Source organism: Lentilactobacillus sp. TOM.63 (genome assembly GCF_030361045.1).
GTDB classification, from domain to species: domain Bacteria; phylum Bacillota; class Bacilli; order Lactobacillales; family Lactobacillaceae; genus Lentilactobacillus; species Lentilactobacillus dabitei.
Genome location: NZ_JAUCAP010000004.1, coordinates 1 through 13,177, shown reverse-complemented (window position 1 = coordinate 13,177; position 13,177 = coordinate 1). Strand labels below are relative to the sequence as shown.

The following is a 13,177-nucleotide window of genomic DNA, read 5'->3' as shown; positions in this document are numbered from 1 at the left end:
CTGGCGGTGTTCTTTACATCCCACAGGGGTATCATGTTGATCGCATGAGTGTTGAGCTGCATCAAAACCAGCAAAAAAATAACCACCTCATCATCAGCAAGCGGTTATCAAACAACGTTAAATTACCGTTCTATTAGATAGGAAGTTCTGTTTACGCGGAGCTTCTTTTTTGTGTTTTCATCCGTCACTTTTCATTAATCACTTTCAACCAATCCTGTTTAACGGCGTCTTCCGAAAACTTGTGCAGTGGCGCCATTGCCTGTTCACTATACGTTTTCAGCAAATCGCGGTTCATCAAGAGGTGCTTGATGGTTTCAAACAGTGCCTTGGTGTCGTCAGGCTTGATTAGCTGGCCGTTGACGCCATTTTTGACCATTTCAGAAGGGCCATAGTTGATATCGTAACTGACAACCGGGCAGCCGTGACCGAGCGCTTCTAAAACGGCCATCGAAAAGCCCTCGTACTGGCTGGTTAATACCAATAGGTCGGCGGTTTCGTACACGGCCGTTAAGTCCTGGAGATAACCGCAAAAATGGATAAAGGAGTCGGCGTGATTGTCGATGACCGAGCGATGAAGCTGGTTGACGGTTGTCGGATCGCTAGTAGAATCCTCGTATCCATAAATTTTGAGGTCAACGTATGGCAAGATCTCATGCAGCGATCGCGTGATATCAATAATATGATCTAGTTGCTTTAATTTGGTGACCCGTGCCACTGCAATAAGCTGGTAAGGTTTGCGGTTACTAAAGTCAAAGTGGGCATTGAACCGCTTGTTTGGCAGATAGCTGACCGGCACCGTGTAAGCGTTGGTGCCTGGGATTCGGGCATGGACGTCAGCGGTTTCGTTAATCGTTGATGAAATAATGCCGGTTAACTTATTAGTCATTGTTGAGATGATTTTGACGTACGGGTAAAATTTCCCGTTCCGTTGGGCATTTTCAGTGAAGATGGAATGAAGGATCACATAACGTTTGGCGGGCCGCTGCATTAACTTGAATGGCTTGACCGCAATGTCCTCACGGTCGCAATAGAAACGGGGGTCATCGTCTGAGACGGCCAGACAATCCAAAAAGTAGGCCATCAAGTGATCGAGGTCGTCGAATTGCAAGTGGCGACCATCGTGGGTCAACATGATCAAGCTCAGGACGGGCTGGTTGTTGGCGCCACCGTGGTAGCGCAAGACAATTACCGCTTTGCCGGCTTGATCGTAATAGGCGCGGCTATTGAGCTTACCGCCGTCATCGAAATATTCTGAGTAGGACAGCCGGTTGCCCTCATAAAAATCGCGGCGGTCAGTAAAGCCCCACTGATCAATGTAATCGACGTAATCAATTTCAGAATTAGCCAGCGTAATTTTGACTCGGACTTTGCCGTCAACCAGCCCCACGTTGTCGTGGATCGGCAGATTGGTGAGCTGCTTGATCAAAGTGGCCGTGTCAGCGCTGGGTTCCATACTTGGCTGACCTCCTTGAAAATACTGAAACAGGTTGATGACTCGACCGGCAATTCCTAATTTTTGCCAAGTTCTGGCAGCGTTTCTGACATCATTCTTGGTGACAATATAGGCTGGCTGACCCAGATCGTCAAACAAATGCAGGCGCTGGATCTCCGCGATTTCAATTGCGGAGGTGTAATCGTCAATTTGAGAAGTAATAAAATAATGGGTCATAAGTCACCATCCAAAGTTAATTTTATGAGAAGGGTTCCCGCCAATTGCTTCTGTCCTTGTTAGCGGTGCCAAAATTAATCGTGCCACTCAACACGGCGAAAAACTAGCCCAGTTGAGTATGAGCGGGATTGCCACCAGGAAGCTGTTTGACAACTTGATGAGGTTGGAGAACAGGATTGGTTATTTTGGCGGGGTTGGGTTGTTGTAATTCCGATAATTTAAGGTTAGCTGCGAGTTCCTTCATTGGATTAGGCACATTAGTGTCCAGAACCGGGGTGATTCGCTTGACTCGGGCCTTTTGCGGCTTGCTTTTTAGCGATCGCTGCGGGGCTTGGGTCGTCTGTGTCGGCGCTAGCGTTGGTGAGGCAACAGTTATCGGCAAAGTGTATTTCGCAATCAAAGTGAAGGGGTCTGATTGCGTGACCTTTTCGGCAGTGGCGACCGCGATCCCGGCTTCAGGAGCCATCGTTGCGGAGGCTGGCTTAGTTCTTGTTTTACCCAGCTTTTTAGCTGGTCTGAAAGTCGTCTTAGGTACCTCGATGAGCCGTGGTGAATTATTTTGCCGTTCGTTAGTCACCGTTGGCGTGATGGTCGTAGGTTCGATGACTGCCGGTTGTTGGTCAACGGTTGTGGGCGCCGTTGGTTGTGGATTAGGCGTAATGGGCTGGCTAGGTGTCGGTTCTGGATTAACGGGCGTGATCGGTGTAACCGGAGTCACTGGTGGGGTAACGGGCGTTTTCTTGTAGACGTACTTAAGGATTAGTTGCCCCTTATCATTGAGCAAGCCATAGTCAAAGGAACTGTCCCATTTGCCACTTAAGCTCGTTGGGGAACTCACCAACTGATAGCCAGCAAGGTCTGTCGATTGAGTGGTCCAACTGCCGCCGTATTCCAGGCCAGCGTTATCGGCTGCATTCACTGGAATCGGGTCGCCAATTTGGTTGCCAGCTTCATCAGTGTTCACAATGTACACGGGGATGGTTAAGATCTTGCCGTAATTGGTGAAGGTATGATTTTTGGTCGTTAAATTAAAGGAAATATCGACCCCCTGATAATTTTTAAGCAGGTAAATTCGGTTGTCGTTGGTAAAATCGGTCAGTAATTTTCGGAGGTTAGCCAACAAACTATTGCCGTCAGTCACGTCAGTTGTTGGCTCAATCAGCTCATTTTCGATGCTGCTTGTGAACCGATAACTTTTTAGCAGTTGATAATCAGCTTGGTTGGCGGCGTTGAATTTGGTTAAATATTGGTTGAGCATCGTGTTCAACTCAGTGACCTTATCTTCAGTGATGGGAATTGAAACGTTACGATTGGGATTGCTGATGCTGTCGGTCGAGACAGTTGATGGGTCAGTCGTGGATTTTGCTGCCCTGGCGGCGCTTGATTGATTTGAAGCTACTGAACTCGCTGTTGAAGCGGAAGTTGCTGTCGAAGTCGAAGTGGCCTGAGCTTCAGATGATACAGCGGCCGGCTGAGAGGTCGGTTGAGGGGTGGTGCCTTTATCAGCAGTTATCGGTTGGGATGCCAAAGTGGTACTGGTTGGGGCTGCTGCATCGCTGGTGGTATTTGAGTCAACCGTTGCTGTTGGGGTGGCGGTGGCCCCACTGTCAGTGGAACTGGTTTCAGCTGCTGCAGTTTGAGTTGAATCAGGGCTTGTTGCGGTTGCAGAAGTGCCAGCATCCCCCGTTGTTTGCGAGGTAGTTGTGAAGTCATCAGCTGAAACATTGACTGGTGCTGCATTGATGACGCTCCAGAGTAAGGGCAGCATCCCCAGCCAAACGACTTTTTTATAAGTGCGGATTTGGTGTTCCATCGTCAGGATCCTCCCTGGATAATGGTGAATTTTGATCGGTCAGGTTGTTAACTTTAGCCTGTTTAAGACGCACGATGCTATCCCCGAGGTCAGCCCAGTCATCCGGTGAGGGTGGGTCCCGCCAAATGGTTTGGGATTTGTTGACACTAGTGGAATAGAAGTCTGATAAATAGATGTCGGTGGTTCTGGAAAGGTTGGATTCAATCACAATGTTGGCATTCGCGAACCCTTCCAAGGTACTCATGATGTAGTTGTTATAAATGCTGCCTTGAGAGAAATCGACACAGATATGCACCTTATCCAGCAGCAAGTCCTTTGGAATGGTGGTAATGAAGGCAAACATATAGTCGAAATAAAGGTTGGCGGATTCGCGCTGATTGAGCCGCATCAGTTTCTTACTTTTGATGTCGTTGATGTAACGATTAATAATTGTGTGGAAAATCGGATAAGTTTGCTGGAAAAAGCTGACTTGTTCCAGTGAAATGAATGTGGTTGGTTCAATGTATAGCGTAATAAACCGCAAGTGGATGCAGGTCAGCGCGGAATATAAATCGGTTGGGTCAAACTTGGTTGGGTCATTGAGCATCCCGACCGCTCGTATCTGATCCACCAAGTCGTTAGTCAGTTTGTAAGCCAAGGGATAATCGTCCTTGGTTAATACGCGTTGGATGCCGTTAACATATTCTTGGGTTAGCAAAAAGGTATACAGGTAATTTAACTCTTCCTTTTTGACATCAACGTTAAACTGTTCCTGAATGAATGTTTGAATGCTGGTGAGCTTTTCCGTCACATCCGGCATAATGTTTGCTGGCGAAATGAGCTTGTCAGTGAGGTTATTCCCGTTTTGCATTCGGAGAATCCAGATTTTAAGAAAGATTTCCAATTTGCTTTTTTGAATGGGTTTGAGAATAAAGGAAAATTGCGCTTGGATCCGAATAATGAGGTTATTGATTTTGACATTCATGTCCTCAAACGGACTGTCGATGCCATTAAAGGCGGTGTAGAAGAACTCAAAAATGTGTAGTCTAAGCACATATTCAGGATTTTTAATGATATTTGGCGACTGATAAAAGTCGGAGTCCTTTAGAATTTGTTTGAGTTCCACGCCGGACGCGTAAAATTTAGTTTTACTAATGAAATTTTGCTTCATGAAAGTGGCTTTGGACACCGTCTTAGTTTGTAAGAAGTTATATTGGAATAAGGCAAAAAGAACAGACCGATTCAGATACAAGAGCCGGATCTCATTCATGACCGTTGTGGTAATATTTTCGCCTTTTAGGATGTTTTTATCGGGTGAGGTAATTTTGGGACTTTTGCTGTAGTGAACCTGAGCGAGATCATTGTTAATGGTTGTGAGCAGTTGATTAAGCTTGTATTCTGATATCGGTAAAGTGTCAAGAATTGATGACACTGTCACAATCATATTTCTCCGGACGAAGAATTTCTGCAGCAGTGAAAAAGCCAACTGATCATTTTTTTCGAAGAATAATGTATAGTCCATCATAACTCACCCCTATTTCTGTCAATTGAGTTTGTGAAATGGATGAGATTTCACAATGAAATGATCCAAAGGGGTAATCCCAAATCTTTGTAATCATAAACCCTAGCAACTAAATTATCAGCTATTTAATAAGGTGGGTCAAATTAGTTCTAGACCTTAAGGAAATGGATCCATCGCCTGCTATATAAGCGATTACGCATCTTTTACAAACCAACACTGTTAAATGTGGTTTCCGTACTTTTTGAGTTTTAAAAGAAAGACTAGGAATAATATTTTTGGGGCATCAATTTAAAAAAATGACGTCAACGATTACAATTCGTTTAAATTAATTACGATTGTGATGATAATTGTATTAATATAATGCCTTCAATTCCCTGATATGAAGCGGTTAAGCGCCACAAATGTATCTGCATTTTAACATATATTTCTTGATAACAAATGATTATGACTATAAGGAATTTGGTCTGGAATTGAACATCTTTCAAATTTGGGCTTAACAAGTCACTTTGCTTATAATGAGAGTGTCTTTAGGCCAGCTTCGTTAAGTAGAAACTGTTCATAAGCAACTCAACCGCAACTCCCTCAAACCTGAGCTGACGATTAGGGGGGCTGCTGGCCAGGCTCTGGCGGTTTAGCGAGGCTGACACTATTTTTTGGAGGGGATTTTATGGATTACGATTTGATTGATCTTGGGGGATTTACTCGCAAGAACACCAAAATTTTAATGGATACACCAGATATTCAACGAACCAGAAGTGAATTCGACCATCGCTTGATTTTGATTACCGAAGTGGATAAGAAGAACAAGCAAATTAAGGTCAGTTCAAACTTTCAGTGGGAACAAATTGGCAAGAAGTGGCGGCCAAATGTGTCGTTACATAATGATCACTTTGAGGATGAGCGGGCCTAGCAAAGCGCTTAGAAGCCGGAGCCTAAGTCTCCACCACCAGAAATCCTGGTTTTGGGATTTTTGGTGGTGGTGCTTAGGTGTCGACTTCTGCTTTGCGGAGCACCACTCGGCTATATAATGGCGACCAAAGCTGATACCCAAACGATTGCTGTTTTCACAGTAGAACCAAGAACAGGCACGACCAAATCCGAGAAGGGAAGCCTTCCTGAATTTGGTCGTGTCTGTTTTTGTTTAGCGAGATTTCGAACCTTCGCTTTGAATTGTTGGCTATTCGTAAAGGCTAACTTCATAGCAGCACTTCCATATAAGAATTAATTTTGGCCCTCACGTGAAATAAATCAGCGTACTGAATCAAGCGGCCAATGTCCTTTTGTTTGAGTTGCACGTAGCGCACCATCGCCTGCCGAATCGTCTCTGAGTCTGAAGCATCGCGGGTTCGTAAAATATCGCATAAGGTGCGTTCAATATTATAAACGCGGACCTGATGTTGTCCTGGCGTCAGTACCTCTTCGATTCCCAAGGAGTACCATTCTGGTTTCTGGTAATAAGCTTTAACCGGGTATTGTTTGATTGCCGGGGCATGGTACCGAGACGGAAAGTTCAGCTGGTAGTGATCGGGGGTCCGATCAATCAGGTGATGCAAAAATAGCGCGGTGTCCTTAAAAAAGATACCGCGTTTAAACCGATATTGAAGAATATACAGATCATCTTCAAACATCGCTGGATCAATATAAACTCCCCGATCAACTCGTTCTAGTTGGCCGCGGTTAGCTAGATCAATCAATAGGTTCGGGTTTAACCCTAACTTCTTAACGTCGTCAACAGTTATCTGACCATTGTTCTGCCGCATAAACGAATCAATGATTGATCCCATATTAATCACCTCACGTAACACACGTTATTATACCATAAAAGGACGTGTACTACGTGAATTGATGTATTCCCAACTGATTCCATACTTAGTCACAACCGATCTTTTTACATACTTAACAGACATTAACCCCACGGCGGATACCTCTCTGGTGTCTCCACTTATAAGCTAGCAATTAGTTCATTTGACTGACTGGATCAAAATAGTACCGAAAATATGCTTGATCAGATTGATTTTAGTTAACTAAACTAGCAATCCTTTGTTAAAATAACGGTGCAACATTTATTCGCAATTTATTGGTCATGATGGAGGATTCGTTCATGGATGGATCATTGAAACGCAATATTAGTTTTTTTGGCTTAGTGTCGCTTGGTGCTGGCGGTGTTATTGGGAGTAGTTGGATCTACACCAATAGCCAATTTTTCAAAGTTTATGGTGCCGGTGGTGAAATCTTCGGCTTGCTGGTTGCGTCTGCTTTGGCCGTATTGGTCTCATTGTCGTTTGCCGAATTGTCGACTATCTTTTCCCGTTCTGGCGGCGAAGTGGTGTACGGGTATGCCGCCTTTGGTAAGAAAGGGGCATTGTTTGCCGGCTGGGCGCTGCTTGGGGCGTATCTGAGCATCTTGGCGTTCTTTGTGACGGCATCCAGTTTACTGATTTCGACGATTTTCCCCCAAATTGCAGTGGGACCGTATTATACATTTGCGGGTGTGCGGGTGCACTTAACCGAACTGGCGATTGGGGTCGGCTTTACATTGCTCATTTTCCTGGTGAATTATTTGGGCGCTAGATTGACTGGTTACGTACAAATCATTTTGTTCCTATTGCTGGTTGGGTTAGGCTTATCGCTGGTTGTCGTGGGCTTTGTCCGTGGGCGTGCCAGCAATTTCATGCCAGCGTTTTCGAATGGACAGAATCAGGTATCTTCGGTATTCCGCTTTATTTTACCGGCGATGACGTTTTTGACCGGTTGGGAGTCGGTCGCGGTGATGGCCGAGGAAACCAACATTCCCCGCAGACGCATCGGCTTGGTGGTTGTCTTATCAATCGTGATTGCAGCGATCTATTACTGCTCCGTGCTCCTTTCCTCGGCGTGGGTCTACCCATGGGAAAAAACCGCCAATATGCAAATGGGGACCATCGATGCGTTCAAAGCAGCCGGTTTTCCAATTCTGAGTATCTTTGCCTACCTGATTTCATTCTTGGGGTTAGCTACCAGTTTCTTGTCGCTATTTGCAGCGGCGCCCAGATTGATTTTCGCTTTGGCGCGGGGGAATATTCTCCCTAAGGCTTTTGCTAAAGTTCACCCAAAGTATGGCACCCCGACAAATGCTTTGTGGTTAGTACTGGCATTGGTTTTGGGTGTCGGCTGGTTAGGAAAAGGGGCTCTGGTCTATTTCCTTGATATGGGCGGTTTCCTAATTGCACTGGCTTGGTCATTCAGTACATTTTGTTTGCTCAAGATTCGCCGAAAGTATCCGACATTAAAGGGCGGCTTTCGCAATCAACATTTAATTGCCCCAACAATTGGTGGGGTCGTAGCGCTGGGAGTGGCCTTATTGACGCTGATTCCCGGGACACCGGTCTCATTAGTGTGGCCGGCTGAATACGTGATCCTCGCAATTTGGGTGGTATTTGGCCTGGCCAGCTACCTGATCAAGCGCAAGGATAAAACCGTGTCCAGCGACTTTTTGGGGAAGCACTTTGAATCGATTATTGATGAGCAGATTGACGATCGAAAATCGTGAGTGGTAACCCAATGCTGCGGGACGATCCTCGTATTGAAGTGCTGATTGAACAGTATTAATTCCAATCTAACTGGCTCGGGTAAAAATCAATTTGCCTGAGCCTTTTAATTACACCACAAATGTTCATAAACGAGCTAATCGTTTGTTGGAAGCATCCATTCAGCTTTAAAATCAAAATCAAAACGAGTTTTCAAAGAATGAAAGTTTGAGAAATTAATCTGAATTGGTTTTTCATAAAAACAAGTAAAATAAAGTAAAGATCATTATTTGAATTCACGAGATCTGTCTAAATTGATATATCAGTCACTTGTCACAATCCGATATCATTCAAGGCTTTACGAAAATTAGCGATCCCTACAACCGCAACATTGTAACCGATATCACTTGAAATAGATGTGAAAACTATTGGAAGTTAATGAAAAAATATTGTAAAATCTACTTTAATGAACATAATTCACTTTCACAATTAAGAGGCATGAAGGCGGATTTTGATGTCATCAATATTGAATGACGGAGAGGAGAATCGATTTGGATAGCGTAAAAAATGAAGTTAAAACTTATCCAGCTTACCTCACAGGAGAATGGCGAGAAAGTCAATCTCAAAAAACAATTGCGATTAAGTCACCTTGGAAACATGAGGTGATCGGCAACGTGCAGGCCGTCACTCAGCCAGAAGTTGATGAGAGTATTCAAGCAGCCAAAGAAGCCCAACATTCATGGGCGAAGCTCTCACTTGGCGACCGTGGTCAGTATCTCAACCGCTGGGCGGACGAACTCGAAGAAGCAAAGGACGATATCGCAACCTCATTAATGAACGAGGTTGGTAAAAATTTCAAGAGCGCTGAAGGTGAAGTGCAACGAACCATTGATTTGGTCCGTTACACCGTTCAAGAAGCTTTGCATATGCATGGCCAAAGTGTTCGTGGCGACGGTTTTCCCGGCGGTTCCAAGAATAAATTAGGAATCATTGAACGGGTACCGCTTGGAGTGGTGCTTGCAATTTCACCATTCAATTACCCCGTTAATTTAGCAGCATCTAAAATTGCCCCCGCTTTAATGGCCGGTAACGCGGTTATTTTCAAGCCGGCAACTCAGGGTTCCATTACTGGTATTAAGATGATTCAGGCATTAGATCGAGCTGGTTTTCCTAAGGGCATTTTAAGCTTGATAACAGGCCATGGATCTGAAATCGGCGATTATTTAACCGAACACCCCGGCATTAATATGATTAGTTTTACCGGCAGTACCCAAACTGGTAAACATTTATCACAGAAGTCAATTATGATTCCGCTGGTTCTTGAATTAGGTGGGAAGGACCCCGCAATCGTCTGCGACGACGCTGATTTGGATAAGACGGCTGATAACATTGTCAAAGGCGCTTATTCATATTCAGGCCAACGTTGTACCGCCGTTAAACGGGTGCTGGTTGACGACAAAGTTGCTGATGAACTTGTTGCCAAGTTAAAAGAAAAGGTCGAAAACCTGTCAGTTGGCTCACCAGTTAACGACAGTGCGATTGTCCCATTGATTGATGATAAGGCTGCTGACTTTGTTCAGGGATTGATTGACGATGCCTTGGATAAAGGGGCCACTTTAGTGAGTGGTAACAAACGGGATGGCAACTTGCTTCAACCAACGTTGCTGGACAATGTGACCGAGGACATGGATATTGCTTGGATTGAACCATTTGGCCCAGTCTTACCAGTTATTCGGGTTCACTCAGTTGATCAAGCGGTTGAAATTGCCAACAAATCAAACTTTGGTTTACAAGCCAGTGTCTTCACTCAGGATATTGACAAAGCCCTTGAAATTGCCGGTGCTGTTGAGGTTGGAACCGTTCAAGTTAATGGTCGCCCACAACGGGGGCCTGACAACTTCCCATTCTTAGGCGTTAAGGCGTCAGGAATGGGAACCCAAGGTGTTCATAACAGTATTCTTTCAATGTCACGAGAGAAATTAACCGTTATTAATTTAAAACCATAAACGAAGAATTCCACATAGAGATAGATTGATGTTTCATGTGAAACATTAAGAAAGCCACGGATTCAGGATTATTCCATTGATAAGCGGAATAATGGTGCCTGATAATCCATGGCTTTTTGTTTAAAAGAGCTTCATTTTAGTACATTAGCTGTTAATCGTGAGGGTAAGGATTGGCATCTCTCAGAATTTCCATTGAGGTGTGAAACTTAGCTATGGGGTAACTACTTCAGATTAGGTTACCAAATTAATTGGTCTGTTTGATGCTACAAGTGTTGCCAATTAAACAAAGAAGTGAAAATAATTTACAAATCAAAGCAAACCAGGTATGCTATATTTGTGAACTAAGTAACTATAGCAGGTCAATTATGGCCATATCGGAGGTAGTCAAATGACAGATAGATTAAAAGGAAAAGTTGCGATTGTAACCGGCGGGACTCTAGGGATTGGCTTGGCCATCGCGGACAAGTTCGTTGAGGAAGGCGCTAAAGTTGTGATCACTGGCCGGCATGCTGATGTTGGCGAGAAAGCTGCCAAATCGATTGGCGGTCAGGATGTGATTCGGTTCATGCAACACGATGCCTCCGACGAAGCTGGTTGGACAAAATTATTTGATGATACTGAAAAAGCATTTGGTCAAGTGACCACCATCGTTAATAATGCCGGTATTGCTGTTAGTAAGAGTGTTGAAAACACGACTACTGAAGAATGGCGAAAATTACTTTCAGTTAACTTAGATGGAGTCTTCTTTGGGACTCGTTTAGGTATTCAGCGAATGAAGAACAAACACTTGGGGGCATCGATTATTAACATGTCTTCAATTGAAGGATTTGTTGGCGATCCAACTTTGGGTGCTTACAATGCATCTAAAGGGGCGGTTCGAATTATGTCCAAATCAGCTGCTCTGGATTGTGCTTTGAAAGATTACGATGTCCGGGTTAACACGGTTCATCCAGGTTACATCAAGACACCACTAGTTGATGACTTGGAAGGTGCCGAAGAAATGATGTCCCAACGTAGCAAAACGCCAATGGGCCATATTGGCGAACCAAACGATATTGCTTGGATCTGCGTTTATTTGGCCTCAAACGAGTCGAAGTTTGCAACCGGAGCAGAATTCGTTGTGGATGGTGGTTATACGGCTCAATAAACTGTAAATATTAGCTGGTTGATTTGAACTCCCCTAGGGGCTAAAATCAACCAGCTTTTTGTTTCGGAACAAATGTTTACAAGAGTCACAAAAAACAAATGCCCTACGCAATTCCGTGCTACAATCGACATGAAAATAATGGTATAAGAAGGTGGGTCATGACAAAATTAAGGTCGAATAATGACGGATTTCCATTCACTGCCCGAACAGATTATCGCCAGCACTTGCAACAACTTGTAGCAAGTGCGCTGCCCGCTGATTTTGAATTGGCGGCTGCTAATTTTGCCCGGTCGACCGCGATTTCTTACTGGCTGATTAAGAAATCAAATGCCAAGCATAGTCATGATTGGATCACGCTGCGGGTTGCAACGCATCCTCTGTGGTTAGCGCATGCCCAACAGATTGAAATTTTGTGGCAGCACCCCGGTGATTTTACTGAGTTGGCTAGTACAATTAAACAAGCATTGAATCCTGTAGCTATTTCTGATAATCAGTTCCAATTAAGCCAACTGGATATCGCGCTGCTAAGATTATTGACGGCTTTGGAACGGCACAAATTAATCTGGTTTATCCGGATGGCACCAGCAATGGCAGCGGCCCATAAAGCCGTTTCGTTTGATCTGAAGACTGATTTCTTGGCTGCCCAACTCTACTTGGGTGATCGAAATAATGCCAATAATCTGTTAGTGCCAGTGGCGGTACCTGATTTTCAGCAACGGCTGGCCACCTTCTATGGTAGGAATTTGTTGTTCTCACAATTCACAAAGCATTCATTGATGAAACTATTGCCGACTAATCAATGGCTTCAACCGATCTTAGGGGAGCTGGAAGCGCCAACGGATTGGCAACGATTATTAGTGGCGGCGTTTGGAGAAGGCTTTATTAAAGTGTGTTTGAAGCTGATGGATCAGGAGAATGATCATGATTAGGCTGGGATACTAGTCGACAAATTATTTATAAATGCCACCCAGGTCACCATTTTACATTGATAAAACTTGCGAAAAACGGCTGATCCCCATATTTCGATAAATATGGGGTCCATTTGGTGAATAAGCTTCATCATGTAACGACACCTATAGTAAAATAAAAAGATAGTTGTTTTTATGTGATTCAGTTGAAAGTAGCCCTAGTTATCATCATTTTTCCAGTGATTCGTTGAACTGTTTTGATCCGGGAATAACCGGTTGTGTGAATCAATTCGAATCCTGATGTGATTACCCTGTCTTTACGATATAGTATAATAAAGATAAATAACAGGAAGTGTTTTTATGAAATGGAGCAGAATCGGTCTATTAGTACTTACGGTATCTTTACTTTTTGCGATTACAAACTATCACAATGTACAGGCCAGCAGTGATTACCAAATTGTGAAAACGAAATATTATACTAGCAGTACGCCATTCCACGCAAAAAATCCTAAGCAAAATACTTATCTTTGGAATGCTAAGCATACAAAACCCTGAATTATTCATAGTTCATTAAAAGCCCGTCAGTTTTCGTGTTTTTTCGAAAACTGACGGGTATGTTTTTATCTT

The 13,177-nt window shown here is 44.0% G+C and carries 9 protein-coding genes; 5 read left to right on the top strand and 4 right to left on the bottom strand.

The window, feature by feature from the left end:
* Positions 1–184: 184 nt before the first annotated feature.
* The 3 genes from QUF07_RS01305 to QUF07_RS01295 form a co-directional block, all read right to left on the bottom strand.
* Positions 185–1,669 carry a glycosyltransferase gene (locus QUF07_RS01305; RefSeq protein WP_217341865.1) on the bottom strand — a complete coding sequence of 495 codons (1,485 nt, stop codon included), beginning with the start codon at positions 1,667–1,669 and terminating at the stop codon, positions 185–187.
* Positions 1,670–1,772: 103 nt separating this feature from the next.
* Positions 1,773–3,482, bottom strand: a complete 1,710-nt coding sequence (locus QUF07_RS01300) for a hypothetical protein (RefSeq protein WP_289426634.1) — start codon at positions 3,480–3,482, stop codon at positions 1,773–1,775.
* On the bottom strand, positions 3,457–4,983 hold the full coding sequence (locus QUF07_RS01295) for a helix-turn-helix domain-containing protein (RefSeq protein WP_289426633.1): 1,527 nt from the start codon (positions 4,981–4,983) through the stop codon (positions 3,457–3,459). The genes QUF07_RS01300 and QUF07_RS01295 overlap by 26 nt, the downstream gene beginning before the upstream one ends.
* A 667-nt stretch (positions 4,984–5,650) precedes the next feature.
* Between QUF07_RS01295 and QUF07_RS01290 the strand changes: the two genes are divergently transcribed.
* On the top strand, positions 5,651–5,893 hold the full coding sequence (locus tag QUF07_RS01290; RefSeq protein ID WP_289426632.1) for a hypothetical protein: 243 nt from the start codon (positions 5,651–5,653) through the stop codon (positions 5,891–5,893).
* A 286-nt stretch (positions 5,894–6,179) separates the two neighbouring features.
* Here the strand turns inward: QUF07_RS01290 and QUF07_RS01285 are convergent, their stop codons facing one another.
* Positions 6,180–6,767 (bottom strand): type IV toxin-antitoxin system AbiEi family antitoxin domain-containing protein, encoded by a 588-nt coding sequence (locus tag QUF07_RS01285; protein ID WP_289426631.1) that lies wholly within the window; start codon positions 6,765–6,767, stop codon positions 6,180–6,182.
* A 317-nt stretch (positions 6,768–7,084) separates the two neighbouring features.
* Here QUF07_RS01285 and QUF07_RS01280 point away from each other — a divergent pair, with 317 nt between their 5' ends.
* The 4 genes from QUF07_RS01280 (at position 7,085) to QUF07_RS01265 (ending at position 12,571) form a co-directional block, all read left to right on the top strand.
* Positions 7,085–8,512, top strand: coding sequence for an APC family permease (locus tag QUF07_RS01280; RefSeq protein ID WP_217341870.1), 1,428 nt, complete (start codon positions 7,085–7,087; stop codon positions 8,510–8,512).
* A 528-nt stretch (positions 8,513–9,040) separates the two neighbouring features.
* Positions 9,041–10,495 carry an NADP-dependent glyceraldehyde-3-phosphate dehydrogenase gene (locus QUF07_RS01275; protein WP_289426630.1) on the top strand — a complete coding sequence of 485 codons (1,455 nt, stop codon included), beginning with the start codon at positions 9,041–9,043 and terminating at the stop codon, positions 10,493–10,495.
* 388 nt (positions 10,496–10,883) lie between these two features.
* A complete protein-coding gene (locus tag QUF07_RS01270) occupies positions 10,884–11,642 on the top strand; it encodes an NADP-dependent (R)-specific alcohol dehydrogenase (protein ID WP_217341872.1) in 759 nt (252 codons plus the stop codon).
* A gap of 158 nt (positions 11,643–11,800) precedes the next feature.
* Positions 11,801–12,571, top strand: coding sequence for a hypothetical protein (locus QUF07_RS01265; protein ID WP_289426629.1), 771 nt, complete (start codon positions 11,801–11,803; stop codon positions 12,569–12,571).
* Positions 12,572–13,177: the final 606 nt, after the last annotated feature.